Genomic DNA, 18,482 nt, shown 5'->3' with positions numbered 1-18,482 from the left:
GCCGGTGCCCAACCCGGGCCTCGCCTACGCAACGTCAGCGTTATCCGCGGCGGCGGCACAATAGTCGCGCCAGAACTTTCGGTAACCCGCCTCGAGCTCCCGCGTGTAGGTCTCGACATTTCCGGCGGGCGAAGCCGCGATCCGGGCGGGCAAATCCGCGCGCAATTTCGCCAGATAATCGGGCTGCGACGCAAACCTGCGAGCGATCTCGACATAACCATCGTCATCCTCGGCCACCCAGTCGCCGAGGCCGACGGCAGTCACGATAGAGGCGCCGGCACGCGAGGAGGCCCCGATGCCGAGCTTGGCCACGACGGGAACGCCCTTGTAGAGAGATTCCCAGGTGCTGATGCCGCCATTTTGCGGGAACGTGTCGAGGGACATATCGACCTGGGCGAAAGCCACCAGATGGTCGTCGCGCGAGGTGGTGCCGAGGCAGGTGATGTTCTCCTCGGTAACGCCCTGCGCCAGGAAGCGCGCGACCAGGCTAGCGCGCAGCAGGGGATCATCGAGCAGACCATGCTTGAGGACGATCTTCGATCCCGGCAGCTCCCGCATGATGCGCGACCACACACGGATCGCATCATCCGATATTTTGTAGATGCGGTTGAACACGCCGAAGGTGACGTAGCCGTTGCGGAGCATCGGCAGCTCCGAAGGCGCCAGATCCGAGACAGGCTCCATGGTGATCAGACACGGCAGATCGTAGATTTTCTCGGCAAACAGATTCCGAACCGACGGCGGAATGAAAATGGGATCCGCGAGCACGTAGTCCATAATCGGCATGCCTCTGCCCGTCGCGTGTCCGAAGCCAGTGGCCTGGATCGGGGCCGGCTTACGCGCAAAACACTGCAGCCTGTTACCGGTCGTGTGGCCCGAAACGTCGATCAGGATGTCGACATTGTCGGCTTGGATACGATCGGCGAGTTCGTCGTCCGAAAGCCCCCAGGCATCGACCCAGACGTCGGCCAATGATTTGAACATGGCGGTGTACTCGTCCGCGCCCGGCCATGAGTAGTAGCAGATGATTTCAAATTTAGTGTGATCATGATGGCGCAGCACTGGCAGCAGCGTGAGCCCCGCGGAGTGCTGCCGGAATTCGGCAGCGACATAGCCGACCACGATCCGCTTTTCCGGGTCCAGCGGCCGCTTCGGCAACTCCCTTCGCGGCTGCTTGGAGCCGATCTGGTCCCACCAGGATTTTCGCACCGCCTGCTGGACCACGAAATCGGCCTCGGCGCGGTAGTCCTCCAGGAAGATCTTTCCTCTGATCGCATCCCCATAGTCCGGCCGGACTGCCAGCGCGCGATCGAGATACTCGATCGCTGCGTCCATGTCCCCCTGGTTCGAATAAGAGAAGCCCATCAGCGCCAGCCCCACCTCGGAGCGCGGATTTTGCTCGATCAGGGCCGTTGCGGCTGCCATCGCCTGCGCGGTCTTTCCAATGACGAGGCAGGCCTGGGCCTTGCCGCGTAGCGCCAGCTCGAGCTTGGGCGAGATCGCAAGCGCCGCCTCGAAATCCGCAAGCGCGGGCTCCAGGCGCTGCAACTCGTAACTGAGCCGCCCGCGTTGGGCCACGATCCTCGGCGAGCCGGGCTTGATCGCCAGCGCCATGGCAAATTTGGCGGCCGCCTCGTCGTGGTGCCGCAGCTCCATGCTGACCATGCCGCTGCCGACGATAGCCTCGGCGTGACGGGGCTGAAACAGCAGGGCGCGGTCGAAGCTTTCCTTGGCGCGCATGATCTGTCCAAGCACAATCTCGACCATACCGCGATTGCAGAACGCGTCGGCATAATCCGGCTTGATCTTGATGGCGCGCTCATGCAGCTCGAGCGCCTGTTCGTACTGCCCCAGATGCATCAGCGTGTTGCCGAGGTTGGTCAGCGCGACCGCAAAATTCGGCTTTAGCGCGATGGCCCTCTCCTGGCACCGCCGCGCCTCCTCGTAATTGCCGAGATCGAAATGCACGGTCGCGAGGTTGTTATGGGCATCGTGCAGGCGCGGATCGAGCACAATCACGCGCTTGAGCAGCTGTTGCGCCTCCTCCAGGCGCCGGCCGTCATGCGCGCACATGCCGAGCAGGTGCAGAGCGTCGACATGATCGGGCAGCGCTTTAAGGATCTCCCGGCAGAGTGCTTCAGTCTCAGCATATCGGCCCTGGCCATAGGCGGTAGCCGCGGCGGAGAGGACGGCGTCCGCCTGCTTCATCAATTTCTTCTGCAATCGCGCGTTCTGGAATGCGCGCGCGCCGCCGCTGCTCTGCAAGGTGTCTCTCCGGAAGATGGCCCGGGGCAGAGTCTAACTGATTCGCAAGCCCGACCTGCCGGTCAGCTGGCACGGTGACACCCCCGGGATTTCCCGGGGCTCAGCGGCCCGGCGCTGCCGGTCCCCTACGCAACCTCGCTGCCTTCGACAGCCGCGGCACAGTAGTCGCGCCAGAACTGGCGATAGCCCGCTTCGACCTCGCGCGTGTAGATTTCGACATTGCCGGCGGGGGACGCTGCGATTCGGGCCGGCAAGCCGCTGCGCAACCTCGCCAGATACGCCGGCTGCGCCGCATATTTGCAGGCGATCGCGGCATAGCCCTCGTCGTCCTGCGCGATCCAGTCGTCGAGACCGACCGCAGCCACGATCGAACCACCGGCACGCGACGAGGCGCCGTTGCCGAGCTTGGCCACGACCGGAACGCCGGCATAGAGCGATTCCCAGGTGCTGACGCCGCCATTTTGCGGGAACGTGTCGAGCGATATGTCGACGTTCGCAAAGGCCCGCAGGTGCTCGGGGCGCGGCGACGAGCCCAGGCAGGTGACATTCTCCTCGGCAACGCCCTGTGCCACGAACCGCGCGACCAAATTGTCGCGCAACATGGGATCGTCAAGCAGGGTATGTTTGACGATGATCTTCGAACCGGTCACTTCGCGCATCAATTTCGACCACACCCGGATGGCCTCGTCCGAGATCTTGTAGATGCGGTTGAACACGCCGAAGGTGACATGGCCGTTGCGGAGCATGGGCGGCTCCGATGCAGGTAGATCCAAAATGGGATCGATCGTGATCAGGCACGGCAGGTCGTAGACCTTTTCAGCCAGCAGATGGCGCGCCGATTGCGGAATGAAGACGGGATCCGCGAGCACGTAGTCCATGGTCTGAAGGCCCGTGCCCGTGGCGTGACCAAACCCCGAGACCTGGATCGGGGCCGGCTTGCGGGCGAAGACATGGAGCCTGTTGCCGGTCGTGTGCCCGGATACGTCGATCAGGATATCGACCTTGTCGGCCTGAATGCGATCGGCCAGTTCGTCGTCCGACATCTGCCAGGCGTCGACCCAGACGTCCGCCGAGGACCTGAATGCGGCGGTCATCTCATCTCTTACCGGCGAGCACGAATAGCAGACGATCTCGAACCTGGCATGATCATGATGGCGCAGCACCGGCAACAGAGCGAACGCTGCCGAGTGGTTCCTCAATTCGGAAGCGACATATCCGATCAAAATCCGCTTGTCCGGATCAAGCGTGCGGGGCGCCAACGCCCTTTGCGCCAATTTGGCGCCGATCGCGTCCCACCATTGTTTTCGCGCAGCCTGCTGAACCGAAAAATCGGCCTCCGGGAGATAGTCCAGGAAGAATATCTTGCGCCCGATCAAGTCCGCATAATCAGGCGCCATTGCCAGCCCGGCGTCGAGATGTTCGAGCGCCGTCGCGATGTCTCCCTGGCTCGCATAGCAGGAAGCCAGGAGCGCAATTCCGATGTCGGACCGCGGATTTTCCTCCAGCAAGGTCTCGACGGCCGCAATCGCCTCGGCCGTGTTGCCCTTGACAAGGTTGACTTGCGCCTTTCCCTGCAAGGCCACTTCGAGCCTCGGCGAAAGCGCCAGCGCCGCATCAAAGTCCGCGAGCGCCTGCTCCAGCCGCAACAGATCGAGATTGAGCCGTCCGCGCTGCGCCAGAATCTTCGGCGAATCCGGCTTGATCGCGAGCCCTGCCGCGATCGCCGCGGCCGCCTCTTCGTAGTGCCGGAGCTCGATGCATACCATGCCCCTGCCTGCGATCGCTTCCGCGTGACGCGGTTGAAACGCGAGGGCGCGATCGAAACTCTCCTTGGCGCGCTGGGACTGGCCTTCGATCAGCTCCGCCATGCCCCGATTGCAAAATGCATCGGCATAGTCCGGCTTCAGCCTGATAGCGCGATCGTGCAGCTCGATAGCCTGCTCGGCGAGGCCCATGTGCAGCAGCGTATTGCCGAGATTGGTCAAGGCGATCGGAGAATTCGGCTTCAGCGCAACGGCCTTCTCCTGGCATGCGCGAGCCTCCTGAAACTTCTGGAGGGTGAAATACACCGCCCCGAGATTACCATGGGCATCGGGCGAACGCGGATCGAGCACGGTCGCGCGCTCGAGCAGTTGTTGCGCCTCATCGAGCCGCCCGCCATCATACGCGCGCAGACCGAGCAAGTGCGCGGCGTCGAAATGATCCGGAACCTCCGTCAAAATCCGGCGGCAGAGTGTCTCGACCTCCGCGTATCTGCCTTGGCCGAGTGCCTGAACCGCGGCGGACATGAGTGCGTCCGCCTGCTTCTTCAATTTCTTTTGCAATCGCGCGTTCTGGAATGCGCGCGCGCCGGCGCTGCTCTGCAAAGTCTCTCTCCGGAGGATGGCCCGAAAAGAGCTTGGCCGATTCGCATGGTGCCAAGCTGGCGGGCCGGTTAGACCCGCGACGCCACCGGATTGCAGGTGCTCAGCGCAGGATCTGGCTCAGGAACAGTTTTGTTCGGGCGTGCTGTGGGGCCGCGAAGAACTCGTTGGGCGTGTTGGCTTCGATGATCTGGCCCGCGTCCATGAACACCACGCGGTTGGCGACCTCGCGGGCAAAGCCCATCTCGTGGGTGACCACCAGCATGGTCATGCCCTCCTCGGCAAGGTCGACCATGGTGTCCAGCACCTCCTTGACCATTTCGGGGTCGAGCGCCGAGGTCGGCTCGTCGAACAGCATCACCTTCGGGTTCATCGTCAGCGCGCGGGCGATCGCGACGCGCTGCTGCTGACCGCCGGACATCTGTCCCGGAAACTTGTTGGCCTGGTGCGGGATCTTGACCCGCTCCAGAAACTTCATCGCCGCAGCCTCGGCGTCCTTCTTGGGGATGTTGCGCACCCAGATCGGCGCCAGCGTGCAATTGTCCAGCACGGACAGGTGCGGAAACAGGTTGAAGCTCTGGAACACCATGCCGACTTCGCGCCGCACCGCATCGACGTGCTTGAGGTTCGGCCCGAGCTCGATGCCGTCAACGACGATCTCGCCTTCCTGAAACTCCTCGAGCGCGTTGATACAGCGGATCAGCGTCGACTTGCCCGAGCCGGAGGGGCCGCAGATCACGATGCGCTCGCCCTTCTCGACCGTAAGGTCGATGTCGCGCAGCACGTGAAACTCGCCGTACCATTTGTTCAGGCCGGAAATCTTGACGATGGGGTCGGACATGGTGACCTCGATCAGTTGCGGCGGTGAGCGTTGAGGCGGTGCTCAACGAAGAGCGAGTAGCGTGACATTCCAAAGCAGAAGATGAAGTAGATGATCCCGGCGAAGGCGAACCCTGTGAAAGCGGTCGATGGCGACGACCATTTCGGATCCGAGAACGACGCCCGCAGCGAGCCGAGGAGATCGAACAGCGCCACGATCGAGACCAGCGAAGTGTCCTTGAACAGCGAGATGAAGCTGTTGACGAGGTTCGGAATGACGTGGCGTAGCGCCTGCGGCAGCACGATCAGCGAGGTCGTCTTCCACCAGGACAGCCCCAATGCCGCGGCCGCCTCGCCCTGCCCGCGCGGGATCGCAGCCAGCCCGCCGCGGACGTTCTCGGCCTGATAGGCGCCCGTGAACAGAGAGATTCCAATCAGCGCACGCACGAGACCATCGACCGTGAAATTGCCCGGCAGAAACAGCGGCAGCATGTAGGTGGCAAAGAACAGCACGGTGATCAGCGGCACGCCGCGCCAGAACTCGATGAAGGCGATCGAGAAGATCCGGATCAGCGGAATGGTCGAGCGGCGGCCAAGCGCCAGCGCAATGCCGATCGGCAGCGAGGTGACGATGCCGGTGACGGAGACCACCAGCGTCACCAGAAGTCCGCCCCACAGGTTCGTCTGCACGATCGGCAGTCCGCCGTGATCGAGCCCCATCAGCTTGATCACGATTGCGATGGCGGCGAAGGTGACGATGCTGGATGTGAGGGCCCGCCCCCCGGTGCGGAGGCCGCCGCCGAGAACGAAGGCGATCAGTGAGACGATCGCGGCAGTGATGGCGAAATCGGCCCAGACCGACTGGCCTGTCCCCTGCAACTGGTCACGCAGCCAGGTCAGCGGAAAGATCAGCCAGTAGATCGCGGTACCCACGAGCACGATGACATTGCCGACGACCCACAACAGCGGTGCGGCAGAGGAGGTCTTGCCGAGACCGAGCAGAGCCTGCCCAGCGCCGATGATGCTGTCGTCGAACAATTGCAGCAGGTCAGCGGTCCAGCTCAGGCCAAATCCCTTGATGCCGCCGCCATGCAGCAGAAAGAATGCGACCACCGGAAACGCAAGGAAGAACAGGCCAGCGTTCAATCCTTTCGACGGCAGTCGCGGAATGAGCAACGGCACCAACAGGACTACTGACAACACGAGCGTGAGGTTGACCCGCCAGCGTTCGGCTTCGGGGTAGAAGCCGTAGATCAGTTGCGGCAGCTTGGCCTGGATGTAGGGCCAGCAGGCGCCGACCGTAAAGCCGGCGTTCTCGGCGAGGCAGGCCGTGCGATCCTTGCCGGTCCAGACTGCATCGACCATCAGGAATTTGACGGAAGGAATGATGGTGAACCAGAGCAGCAAGGCGCCGACGATCGTGAGCAGGATGTTGGTCGGCGAGTTGAACAGGCGCGTCCGCACCAGGCCGACGAAGCCCGTGGTCTTCACCGGCGCGGGACGCTCATCCAGAAGATCCCGGCGAACGAAACTGGACGAGGTGATATCGCTCATGCGCCGAGACTCCGGCTGACGCGCCAACCGTAGACGCTCATGACGGCGCTGGTGATCAGCGAGATCAGGAGATACACGCCCATCGTCATGGCGATGATCTCGATGGCCTGCCCGGTCTGGCTCAGCGACGTGCCGGCGAACACGGAGACGAGGTCGGGATAGCCGATCGCGACGGCCAGCGACGAATTCTTGGTGAGATTGAGGTACTGGTTGGTCAGCGGCGGAACGATGACGCGCATCGCCTGCGGCACGACGACCAAGCGCAGCGTGGTGCCGCGGCTCAGGCCCAGCGACGATCCCGCCTCCATCTGTCCGCTGTGGACGGAGAGGATGCCCGCGCGCACGATCTCGGCAATGAAGGCGGCCGTATAGGTCGACAAGGCCAACGTGAGCGCCACGAACTCCGGGATGATCCGCGAGCCACCGGCGAAATTGAAACCCTTGAGCTGCGGCAGCTCGAAGCTGAAGGGCAGACCCGCTACCAGCATGGTGACGAGCGGCAGTCCGAACAGCAGGCCCAGCAGATAGGGCCAGATCCGGATCACCTGACCCCGCTCGAACAGCGCCCGGCGCGCATGGATGCGCAACGCCACCGAAGCCACAATGCCGAGGGCCAGCACCGCCAGAAACGCCTCGAAGCCGCTCTCGCCGATCGGGCGGGGAATGACGAGACCGCGATTGCTGACGAAAGCTATGCCGAGCAGCGAAATGCTCTGTCGTGGATTGGGCAAGGCCGCGAGCACCGCCAGGTACCAGAACAGGATCTGGAATAGCAGCGGCAAGTTGCGGATGATCTCGACATAAATTTCGCCAATGCGCGCGAGCAGCCAGTTGGGCGACAGCCGGCACAGCGCGACGATGAAGCCGATCAAGGTGGCGAACACAACGCCCACCACCGAGACCACGAGCGTGTTGAGGAGCCCGACCAGGAATACGCGCAGGAACGTGTCCGAGCCGGTATACGAAATCAGCGTCTGATTGACGTCGAAACCGGCGTTGTTCGCGAGGAAGCCGAAGCCGGCGGCAATATGCTGGTTCTCGAGGTTGGCGCGGGCGTTGGAGACGATTTCATAGGCAATCCAGCCCAGGATCGCAGCGAAGGCAAACTGGACGGCGATGCCGTTCCAGCCTGTCTTGCCCCCCAGCACCCGCCTGATCTTCAGCGCGATCTGGGGCGGGGGTTTGCGAGCCTCGATGCTCATCGCCGCGAGCGCGGGTCAGGCCGGATCAGCGGATCGGCGGGGCGTATTGGAGACCGCCCTTGTTCCAGAGATTGTTGAGACCCCGATTGATACCGAGCGGCGAGCCTGCGCCGACATTGCGGTCGAACACTTCGCCGTAATTGCCGACGGCCTTCACGATGCGCACCACCCAATCCTTGCTTATGCCGAGCTGTTCACCGAAATTGCCATCGGTACCCAGAACGCGCTTCAGTTCAGGATTTTCCCCTTTCGCCTTTTCGTCGACGTTTTTCGCGGTCACGCCGAGCTCTTCGGCGGTGATCATGGCAAACAGCGTCCATTTCACGATGTCGAACCATTGGTCGTCGCCGTGGCGCACCATCGGACCGAGCGGCTCCTTCGAGATGATTTCCGGGAGCACCATGTGATCGCCGGGATTGGCAAGCTTCAGGCGGTTGGCGTACAGGCCCGACTGGTCGGTGGTGAAGACGTCGCAGCGCCCGGCCTCGTAGGCCTTGACCGTTTCGTCGTTGGTGCCGAACGCGATCACCTCGTACTTCATGTTGTTGGCCTTGAAGTAGTCGGCGAGATTCTGCTCGGTCGTGGTGCCGGTCTGGACGCAGACCGACGCGCTGTTGAGCTCGAGCGCCGAGTTCACCTTGAGCGACTTCTTCACCATGAAGCCCTGCCCGTCATAATAGGTCACGCCGGTGAAGTTGGCGCCGAGCGAGGTGTCGCGCGAGATGGTCCAGGTGGTGTTGCGCGACAGCACGTCGACTTCGCCGGATTGCAGCGCCGTGAAACGGTCCTTGGCGGAGAGCGGCACGTATTTGACCTTGGTCGGATCGTTGAAGATCGCCCCGGCGATCGCGCGGCAGACGTCGACATCAAGCCCGGTCCAGTTGCCCTTGTCGTCCGGCGAGGAGAAGCCGGGCAGGCCCTGGCTGACACCGCAGGACAGCATGCCGCGGTCCTTGACGGTCTTGAGCGTTTGCGCATCGGCGGCTTGGGCAGTCAGGCCGGCGGCGAGAGCGAGAGAGAGAGCCAGGGTTACGCGTTTCATGGGCTTTGGGCCTTTCAAAGTCGTCTCAAGGTCAGGAACGTTGTCTTTGCGATCGCCTCTGCCAGGGCTAGCCGTCTCAAGACCAGCCCTGCAAGAGTCATGCTGGAAATCCTTGCCGATCACCCGCCGATCCCGGGAGGCCCTGCCTTAATCCCCGCCGACAGGCGCCCGCCGTTACGGCTGTGGCGCTTGGTCCGGTCAGGCGATGGATCGAAGGTCGCGGCAGGCCCCTCAACATGCGGCGACTGAATAGCACCTGCGATAACAGAACGACTGGCCTGCCGGGTCAAGGGGTTGACGGGACTCTTCTGTGTTCTGTTATTAACGACAGCGGCCTTTCGGCCAGCCCGCGGGCGCAGCGTGCCTGGTGGAAACGCGCTTTTGAAAGCAGACGCATGGATTCCTCACCCCCCTCCGAACAGCACGCCGAGACCCGGCTGGTCACCTCCGGCCGCGACACCAAGGCGCAGAAGGGGTTTGTCAATCCTCCGGTGTTCCACGGCTCGACCGTGCTCTATCCGACCGCCGAGGACCTGCACGCCCATCGCGGCGAGTTCACCTATGGCCGCCATGGTTCCCCCACCACCAAGGCGTTCCAGGAGACGCTGATGACGCTAGAGGGGCCGCAATGCGCCGGCGTCGGCATCGTGCCGTCGGGTTTGTCGGCGATCTCGACCACCCTGCTCTCGGTGCTGAAGGCCGGCGACCACATCCTGGTCTGCGATAACGTCTATCGGCCCTCGCGCAATTTCTGCAACGGCATGCTCACCCGCTACGGCGTCGAGACCACCTATTTCGATCCGATGATCGGCGCCGGCATCGACAAGCTGTTCAGGCCCAACACAAGCGCTGTGCTGGTCGAGGCGCCAGGCTCGCAGTCGTTCGAGATGCCAGACATCCGCGCCATCGCCGAGGTCGCGCATGCCCGCGGCGCGATCGTCATCGACGACAACACCTGGGCGACGCCGCTCTATCACCGCTCGCTCGAACAGGGCGTCGACATCAGCATGCAGGCCGCCACCAAATATATCGGCGGTCATTCCGACATCATGTTCGGCACCATCTCGGCCAATGCCAGGGCATGGCCGCAGATCGCCGAAGGCATCCGCCTGCTCGGCGTCTGTGCCGGTCCCGATGACGTCTTCCTGGCACTGCGCGGCCTGCGTACGCTGTCGGTGCGGCTGGCGCAGCATCATCGCTCCGGGCTCGACATGGCGCGCTGGCTTGCGAGCCGTCCCGAGGTCGCGCGCGTGCTGCATCCGGGGCTCGAGACCGATCCGGGTCATGCGATCTGGAAGCGCGACTTCACCGGCGCTTCGGGCCTGTTCAGCATCGTCTTGAAGCCGGCGCCGCAGAAGGCGGTCGACACCATGCTCGATACGCTCAAACTGTTCGGCATGGGCTTTTCCTGGGGCGGCTTCGAGAGCTTGGCGATTCCCTTCGATTGCGACGCCTATCGCACCGCCACGACATGGTCGCCGGGCGGCCCGACGCTGCGTCTGCATATCGGGCTCGAAAGCGTCGACGACCTCAAGGCCGACCTCGATCGCGGCTTCGCTGCCCTCAAGGCAGCAATGTGAGCCTGCTCACAAGGCATCACGCCGTGGGAACGTGCAGAAGCCGCAAACGTTAACGCCGACGCGCCAACGAATGGTTTGAACCTCAAGCATTTGGCGCTAGCCTCACCAATCGACTCCAATCCGGACACGGAGCATGGGAACGTTGGTACTGCTCGATCTGATGGGCGGCGTGGCGCTGTTGCTGTGGGGCCTGCACATGGTCCACAGCGGGATTCTGCGCGCCTTTGGCCCGGACTTGCGACGGCTCCTCGGCAAGGCGCTTGGTAACCGCTTCAACGCGTTCGCCGCCGGTCTCGGCCTTACTGCCCTGCTCCAGAGCAGCACCGCGACCGCGCTGCTCACGAGTTCGTTCGCAGCCGAGGGCTTGCTCAGCCTGGTCACCGCGCTCGCCATCATGCTCGGCGCCAATGTCGGCACGACGTTGATCGTGCAGGTGCTGTCGTTCAACATCGCCGCCGTCGCGCCGGTCCTGTTCGTGCTCGGACTGGTCGCCTTCCGCGTGGGTCCACGCTCACGGATCAAGGACGTTGGCCGTGTCTTGATCGGCCTCGGGCTGATGCTGCTGTCGCTGCACATCCTGCTCGACACGCTGGCGCCGGCCGAGAACGCGCCGGGCGTCCGCATCGTGATGTCCTCCATCACGGGCGATCCCGTTCTGTGCATCGTGATCGCGGCGCTCGTCACCTGGGCGGTGCATTCGAGCGTCGCCAGCGTGCTGCTGATCATGTCGCTCGCCTATTCGCAGTTCATCTCGCCTTACGCGGCGCTCGCACTGGTGCTTGGCGCCAATCTCGGCAGCGCCATCAATCCCGTATTCGAAGGCGCCAAGCGTGACGATCCCGCCAGTTATCGCCTGCCGGTGGGCAATCTCGTCAACCGCGTGATCGGGATCGCCTTGGTCCTGCCCTTCCTGGGCCCGATCGCCGAGCACATGCACGCCTGGCAGCCCGATCTCGCCAGGATGACGGCGGCGTTTCATATCGCCTTCAACGTCGGCACGGCCATCATCTTCATCGGCCTGCTCGATACCGTGTCGCGCCTGTTGACCCGGCTCCTGCCCGATCGTGTTCAGGAGGCCGATCCGGCCCGGCCGCGCTATCTCGACGAAACCGCGCTGGAGTCGCCGTCGCTGGCGCTGGCCGATGCCGGCCGCGAAACCCTGCGCATGGGCGATCTCGTCGAGATCATGCTGCGCAAGGTGATGGCGGCGATGATGAGCGGCGACCGTGCGCTCGTCGACCAGGTCTCGAAGATGGACAACATCGTCGACGGCCTCGACGAAGCCATCAAGCTCTACGTGACTAAACTCATGCGCGGCAGCCTCGACGAGAGCGAGGGCCGGCGCGCGATGGAGATCATCTCCTTCGCCATCAATCTGGAACATATCGGCGATATCATCGACAAGAGCCTGAGCGAGCTCGCGACCAAGAAGATCAAGCGTCGCTTCCAGTTCTCGCCCGAGGGCGCCGAGGAGCTCGCCGCCTTCCACAAGCGCACGATGGATTCGCTGCGCATCGCCTTCGGCGTCTTCATGTCGGGCGACGCCAACGAGGCGCGCAAGCTGCTGGTGGAGAAGACTGCGCTGCGCAATACCGAGCTTGCCGCCGTCGAGCGCCACCTCGACCGCCTGCGCGAGGGCCGCCCCGAGACAATCGAAACCACGTCGCTGCATCTCGACGTGCTGCGGGACCTGCGCCGCATCCACTCGCATATCTGCTCGGTCGCCTATCCCGTGCTCGACGCGGCCGGGGAGCCCCATCGCAGGCACGAAGCGGAGACCGCCGCCCTGCCCGCGCCGGGCGCGGCGTCCGCGTTGCCGCGCTAGCCTGGATCAGCGCTCCAGCGTCTTTGACGCGCGGCCGCGGTTCTTCACAATCAACATGATGTTACGGATATAGATGATGGTCGCGAGCGCCTGGCCGAGGATGATGACAGGCTCGCGCTTGACGACGCCATAGACCAGCGTCATCAGCCCGCCGCCCATCGAGCAGAACCAGAACGCCATCGGCACCACGCTGTTGCCGGCGCGCTCGCTCGCGATCCACTGCACCAGGAAGCGTGCCGTGAAGAACAGCTGCGCGACGAGGCCGAACGCGAGCCAGAAGTCGAACTTGGCCACGAAGACATCGTAGAAATAATTGCTCAGCGCCTGACCGTATTGGATGATCATGCCGTCACCTCAGTCACATCCGGCGTCGGCTTCTTGCGGCGGATCAGCCACCAGACGCCCACGAGATCCATGATCCCGATCCACAGCCGGTCGAAGAAACCGTAGTTTGACACGCCGGAGCGGCGCGGACGGTCGATCACGTCGACATAGGCGATCTCGTAACCCTCGCGGCGCACCAGCGCCGGCAGGAAGCGGTGCAGCCCGTCGAAATAGGGCATCATCAGGAACACCTCGCGCCGGAACGCCTTCAGGCCGCAGCCGGTGTCGCGCGTACCGTCCTTCAGGATCGCGTTGCGGACGCCGTTGGCGACACGTGACTGGAATTTCTTGAAGCCGGTATCCTTGCGGCCGACGCGTTGTCCAGCCGCAAGTCCGACCTTGCTTCCGTTCTCGACAGCCGAAATCAGGTCCGGCAGGAAGGCCGGATTGTTCTGGCCGTCGCCGTCGAGCGTCGCCACGATCGCGCCGCGTGCCGCACGCACCCCGCTGCGCACGGCCGCGGATTGGCCGCCTGATCTGGCATGGCGCAGCTGGCGCAGATTGTCCCGCTGCTTCATGACCGCGCCAAGCCGTTCGCCGGTCGCGTCCGTCGAACCGTCATTGACGTAGATGATCTCATAGGCCCAGCGGCCGTCGAGCGCCGCGCCGATCTCCTCGATCAGCGGCACGATGTTGTCGGCTTCGTTGCGCACGGGAACGACGATGGAAACCGAGGGCTGGAAAACCGAAGGCTGGGACGACAAATCGAAGCTCGTGGTTGGAATTGGCTTGGCTCGGGAACCGGCGGTCCCGGCAGGCAGCCGCTTTTATGGGGCGGATGCCCCGTGGGCAACCCTTTTGAGGCGGCCTGAGACTGCCCCCGCAAGAGGCACAATGGTCCCGTCGGCACGGATGGCAAAGCCGAGCCTGCGGGCCGCGAACCAGTAGCGCACCGCCATCGCGCCGACCATGCCGACCAGGGCGCCGGCCACCACGTCACTCGGGTGGTGCGCAAGCAGCACCAGTCGCGTCAGCAGGATCACGATCGCGTAAGTGAACATGAACACGCGCAGGCGCGGCCACAGCGCCGAGACCGCAAACGCCAGGGCGAACGCCGTCACTGCATGCCCCGACGGCAAGCTGGCATAGGCCCCGGTCCCCTCGAACGGGATGAAGTTGAAGGGATTGGCCTTGCCGCCGACAAACGGACGTCCGCGGCCGATGAGATATTTCAGGATCTCGGCGACGAATATCGGCACGGCAACAGACAGAAACACGAACTGCAGCCGCGTGCCGAGGCCGAGCAGCAATGCGCGGCTTGTGCCGTGCAATCCCGCCGCAACCAGCACCAGCACCACCAGCACACCCCCGAGCACCGAGAGCACATACTCGTCCTTGCCGAAATCGGTGAGGATGCGGATCGGCCACAGGCCTGGCGTGCCACGCGGCGGCATCAGCTGGATCTCGGTCAGGTCGAACACGACCATCAGCGCGATGACCAGGGCTGCACCTGCAGCACTCAGCCAAAGCGAATGCCGCGCCAGCTTTCGCGCGGCCTCGGCGCGGCGCGAATGCGAGGGCGTGCGCACGAGCTGTGCCAGGGCGCGCCCCGAGAGCGTGAGCAATTGTGCGGGATAGCTCGCGCGCGGCGAGATGTCGGTTGGTGCCGACATCCTACTCGGTGCCTTCCGAGCGGAAGATCGAGATCGAGATCGCGCGCCCTTGCGAGAAATTGTAGCCGTCGATGCGGGTGCCAACCTTGTAGCGCAGCCCGATCGCCTCGGCGCGCTGCACGAAGCCGCGCTCCGAACGCTGCTCGATCAGCGCGAAACGGCAGCTCCCCTGCCGCAGGAAATCCGCCGCACCCGAACCGTCGGTGAGCAGCGTCTGCGTACCCGTCAGAAAGACCAGGCTCGGCTCGTGATAGCCGGCCGCGGCCGCCTTCGGGCCCACGCAGGTGACGTTGCGAAGGGCGCGTGCGATCTCGATGCTCGGAAACAGCGGCGTCAGCGACGGCAGCACGATGCCGTAGACCGTTAGCGCGAGCATCAGGGCTGCGACCAGCGCGTTGAGCAGCGAGCGCTCGGCGTGATTGTTGTCGTGAAGCCACCAGGCGAACAGGCCAAAGATCAGCGAGGCCGCGATGAACGGCCATGCCACGAAAGCAGGCTGCCGCGTCAGCATCACCGCGCCGACGACCGCGATGATCGAGCCGCCCACGGGGATTGCGAACCACCATGCCGAGCCGCGCATCAGCCAGGACCACGACAGCACCCGCCGCTCGAGCGCGCCCGCGGTGAGGATCGCGATCGCAGGATACAGCGGCAGCACGTAATGGGGCAGCTTGGTCAGCACCACCTCGAACACGATCCAGGACGGGACCAGCCAGGCCAGCAGGAATTGCGCGCCGGGCTCGCGCCGCGCGCGCCAGACCGCGGGCGCGGCCATCGCCGCGAGCGGCGCGCCGGGCCAGAACGTGATCCAGAACAGCACCAGATACAGTCCGGGCGGCGCGCCGTGGGATTCCTGCGCGCCCAACTTGCTCAACATGTCGCCGCCGACGGAATCGGCGAAGAAGGCATCGCCCGCGCGCCAGAAGATCGCGACGAACCAGGGCAGCACCAGCACCAGCATCCACATCAGGCCCCAGAGCGGGCGCAGCTTCCACAGCCAGGAGGCATCGCGGTCCTGGATCGCGAGCGCGATGATGGTCAGGCCTGCGAACATCAGGATCAGCGGGCCCTTGATCAGGATGCCGACAGCGAGAGCCGTCCAGAAGATCGCGGGCCAGCTCCAGGGCGGATGGGTCTCGTCCTCGGCGCGCTGCCACGACAGATACGCCCGTGCCATCGCGCCCATCGCGGCGACCACGCAGAACAGCAGCATGGCGTCGGTCTTCGCAAGCCGCGCCTCGACGCCGAGCAGCACGGAGGCGCACATCAGAAGTGCTGCAAGCACCGCGGCGCGCCGCGTGACGAAGCCGAGCGCCGTCCAATAGGTCATGAGCACGGCGCCTATCGCGCCGATCAGCGAGGGAAGCCGATAGACCCAGATGCGCAATTCGGCCCGCGGCAGACCGAGCGCCGATGCCGTCTCGACCGCGGCCGATTGCAGCCAGTAGATGCCGACGGGCTTCTTGTAGCGGACGTCTTCCTGGAAGCGGATGTCGACATAATCGCCGCTCTCGACCATCTGCTTGGTGGCCTGCGCAAAGCGCGCCTCGTCGCGATCAACCGGCGGAATCGTAAAGAAGCCCGGCAGGAATAGCAGCAGCGCGCACAGCAGCAGGAAGGCGACCGCGCGGACGTGGCTGGCCGTGGCGATGTCGAACATGGACACGAGCCGGCTGCCCGGATTCACCGGGGATTTCGGCTCGCGGGGAGCTCCAAAACGGGGTGTTGGATAGGTCTCGGCCATCGGTTCCGCTTACGCTGAAACCGCCATCGCCACAACCGCTTGAGGCAGGGTCACTGAATTCGAATGACAACTGTGTCCGCGGCGCCCGTGGCATCGATGACGGTCAGCCGCGCAAAGCCCGGACCGGGCGGATCGATCAGCCGCTGGCGCCGTCCGTCGATCTCGCCCTGCGCCGTTCCGTTAACCATGACGGTCATGGGCAGAACGCCGCCGGCGACCTTGACCGGCATGGCTGCGCCGCCCTCGCCACCTGAGCGATCGACGTCGATCCGCGAGCCGTTCAGCGGAAACTGGATGTGCAGGGCCTGCTCGCCCCCGGTCCGCACCAGATCCCCGACCGGGCGGAACCGCCTCAAGGGCAATGGCAGCTTGGCGTTGCTGGCCACGAGAGTTCCTTTCGGCGGCTTCGGCAACGGCAGGAGCGTCTTGCCGGTGCGGGCGAAGGCGTCGAACAGGATCGGCGCGGCGGCAACCCGACCGATCAGGCCCGGAACCGGCGCGCCATCGGGCCGGCCAACCCAGACCCCGATGGTCATGCGCCCGTCGAAGCCCATCGACCAGGCATCGCGGTAGCCGTAGGAGGTGCCGGTCTTGAAAGCGATGCGGTTATGAGCCGCGTTCTCCGGCGGCGGGGTACCGAGCAGCACATTGCCCACTTGCCAGGCCGCGACCTGATCGAGCAGCCGCAGCGGCTCGCGCTCGTCCCCGTCGCTCATGATCTCGCGCAGCGGCTTGGTGGTGCCGAGCCGGGCGAAGCCCGCATAGAGCTGGGCGAGGTCCTGCAGCGTCACGCCGACGCCGCCAAGGCCCATGGCAAGTCCCGGCGCCTCGTCTTTGGGCAGAACCAGATTGCCACCGGCCTGACGCAGCCGCGAGGCCAGCCGGCTCGCGCCGACGCGGTCGAGCAGCACGATCGCGGGCACGTTTAACGACAGCTGCAGCGCCTTCTTCACCGGCACCGTGCCCTGAAACGTCATGTCGAAATTTTCCGGCGCGTAGGAGCCGAAGCGCACGGGCCGATCGTCGATCAGACTGTCCGGATGAACAAAACCGTCCTCGAAGGCCAGCCCGTAGATGAAGGGTTTCAGCGTCGAGCCCGGCGAGCGGATGGCGCGGGTCATGTCGACCTGCCCTGCCCGGCGCTCGTCGAAATAATCGGCCGAGCCGACGCGCGCGAGCACGTCGCCGCTCTCATTGTCGACGACGATGATGCCGACCGAGATGTTCGGCCCCAACGCAATGGCACGATCGCGCGCTAGCGGCTCCAGCACCTTCTGGAGGGTGGCATCGAGCGTCAGCTTGATGACTGGCGCGTCCTTGACCGTCGCAAGCGCCGCATCGGAGGCGTGCGGCGCCAGGATCGGCATCGGCTTGCGCAGTTTCGGCACAGGAACGGCTTTCGCCTGCTTCGCATCGTCGAGGCTGATCTGTTGCTCCTCGACCATGCGGTCGAGCACGCGGTCACGCGCTTTGCGCGCCGCATCGGGATAGCGATCGAGCCTGCGGGTCTCCGGCGATTGAGGCAGCGCGACCAGCAACGCGGCTTCAGCCAGCGACAACCGCTTCGGCTCCTTGCCGAGATAGGCGATCGAGGCAGCGCGAATGCCCTCGAGATTGCCGCCGTAAGGCGCGAGCGCCAGATAGAGGTCGAGGATCTGCTCCTTGCTCAAGCTGCGCTCGATCTCGATCGCACGCACGATCTGCCGCAGCTTTGCATGGAGCGAGCGCTGCCGCCGAGGCTCCATCAGCCGCGCGAGCTGCATCGAGATGGTCGAGCCGCCCGAGACGATGTGGCCGCGCGTCGCAAGCTGAAACGCAGCGCGCCCCAGCGCCACCGGGTCGATGCCGTCATGTGCGTAAAAGCGCTGGTCCTCGTAGGCGAGCAGCAGCTTCAGATAGGTCGGATCGACGTTCGTTTTTGTCTCGACCGGCAGTCGCCAGCGTCCATCCGCCATCGCATAGGCGCGCAGCAGCTTGCCATTCCGATCGACGATGGTGGTGGAAACCTGGCGGGCGTCGTCGAAAGGCAGCGGACCGAGGGAGTAAACCCACGCGACGACGCCGACGATGGTGAGGATGAGCGAGAATGCC

General features: G+C 64.4%; 13 protein-coding genes. 2 read left to right on the top strand and 11 right to left on the bottom strand.

Going from position 1 to position 18,482, the window contains the following annotated elements; translation table 11 throughout:
• Nucleotides 1-24: 24 nt before the first annotated feature.
• From IVB13_RS39805 to IVB13_RS39780, 6 genes are all read right to left on the bottom strand, one after another.
• Nucleotides 25-2,265, bottom strand: coding sequence for a tetratricopeptide repeat protein (locus IVB13_RS39805; protein ID WP_247492739.1), 2,241 nt, complete (start codon nucleotides 2,263-2,265; stop codon nucleotides 25-27).
• A gap of 125 nt (nucleotides 2,266-2,390) precedes the next feature.
• Complete coding sequence (locus IVB13_RS39800) at nucleotides 2,391-4,631, bottom strand: tetratricopeptide repeat protein (protein WP_018457792.1); 2,241 nt, start codon at nucleotides 4,629-4,631, stop codon at nucleotides 2,391-2,393.
• A gap of 100 nt (nucleotides 4,632-4,731) precedes the next feature.
• Entirely contained in the window at nucleotides 4,732-5,469 is a 738-nt protein-coding gene (locus IVB13_RS39795; RefSeq protein WP_018457791.1) for an amino acid ABC transporter ATP-binding protein, read from the bottom strand.
• 11 nt (nucleotides 5,470-5,480) lie between these two features.
• Nucleotides 5,481-7,001, bottom strand: coding sequence for an amino acid ABC transporter permease (locus IVB13_RS39790; protein WP_018457790.1), 1,521 nt, complete (start codon nucleotides 6,999-7,001; stop codon nucleotides 5,481-5,483).
• Nucleotides 6,998-8,203 carry an ABC transporter permease subunit gene (locus IVB13_RS39785; protein ID WP_018457789.1) on the bottom strand — a complete coding sequence of 402 codons (1,206 nt, stop codon included), beginning with the start codon at nucleotides 8,201-8,203 and terminating at the stop codon, nucleotides 6,998-7,000. Before IVB13_RS39785 ends, IVB13_RS39790 begins: the two co-directional genes overlap by 4 nt.
• A gap of 25 nt (nucleotides 8,204-8,228) precedes the next feature.
• A complete protein-coding gene (locus IVB13_RS39780) occupies nucleotides 8,229-9,245 on the bottom strand; it encodes an amino acid ABC transporter substrate-binding protein (RefSeq protein WP_018457788.1) in 1,017 nt (338 codons plus the stop codon).
• 395 nt (nucleotides 9,246-9,640) lie between these two features.
• On the opposite strand from IVB13_RS39780, the gene metC reads away from it, so the two are divergent.
• On the top strand, nucleotides 9,641-10,825 hold the full coding sequence (gene metC, locus IVB13_RS39775; RefSeq protein WP_018457787.1) for a cystathionine beta-lyase: 1,185 nt from the start codon (nucleotides 9,641-9,643) through the stop codon (nucleotides 10,823-10,825).
• Between the two features lie 133 nt (nucleotides 10,826-10,958).
• Nucleotides 10,959-12,650: a Na/Pi cotransporter family protein gene (locus IVB13_RS39770; protein WP_018457786.1), complete on the top strand. Its 1,692-nt coding sequence runs from the start codon at nucleotides 10,959-10,961 to the stop codon at nucleotides 12,648-12,650.
• Nucleotides 12,651-12,656: 6 nt separating this feature from the next.
• Here the strand turns inward: IVB13_RS39770 and IVB13_RS39765 are convergent, their stop codons facing one another.
• The 5 genes from IVB13_RS39765 to pbpC form a co-directional block, all read right to left on the bottom strand.
• Nucleotides 12,657-12,995, bottom strand: coding sequence for a lipid-A-disaccharide synthase N-terminal domain-containing protein (locus IVB13_RS39765; protein ID WP_007591223.1), 339 nt, complete (start codon nucleotides 12,993-12,995; stop codon nucleotides 12,657-12,659).
• A complete protein-coding gene (locus IVB13_RS39760; protein WP_018457785.1) occupies nucleotides 12,992-13,738 on the bottom strand; it encodes a glycosyltransferase family 2 protein in 747 nt (248 codons plus the stop codon). Before IVB13_RS39760 ends, IVB13_RS39765 begins: the two co-directional genes overlap by 4 nt.
• 63 nt (nucleotides 13,739-13,801) lie before the next feature.
• Nucleotides 13,802-14,647 carry a phosphatase PAP2 family protein gene (locus tag IVB13_RS39755; protein WP_085385250.1) on the bottom strand — a complete coding sequence of 282 codons (846 nt, stop codon included), beginning with the start codon at nucleotides 14,645-14,647 and terminating at the stop codon, nucleotides 13,802-13,804.
• A 1-nt stretch (nucleotide 14,648) separates the two neighbouring features.
• Nucleotides 14,649-16,391 (bottom strand): glycosyltransferase family 39 protein, encoded by a 1,743-nt coding sequence (locus tag IVB13_RS39750; RefSeq protein ID WP_026233442.1) that lies wholly within the window; start codon nucleotides 16,389-16,391, stop codon nucleotides 14,649-14,651.
• A 50-nt stretch (nucleotides 16,392-16,441) separates the two neighbouring features.
• Nucleotides 16,442-18,469 (bottom strand): penicillin-binding protein 1C, encoded by a 2,028-nt coding sequence (gene pbpC, locus IVB13_RS39745; RefSeq protein ID WP_247492778.1) that lies wholly within the window; start codon nucleotides 18,467-18,469, stop codon nucleotides 16,442-16,444.
• Nucleotides 18,470-18,482 lie beyond the last annotated feature (13 nt).

This window comes from Bradyrhizobium sp. 17 (assembly GCF_023073515.1).
Classification (GTDB): Bacteria; Pseudomonadota; Alphaproteobacteria; order Rhizobiales; family Xanthobacteraceae; genus Bradyrhizobium; species Bradyrhizobium canariense_D.
The sequence above is the reverse complement of the archived record's forward strand: the minus strand, read 5'-3'. Positions and strand labels throughout refer to the sequence as shown.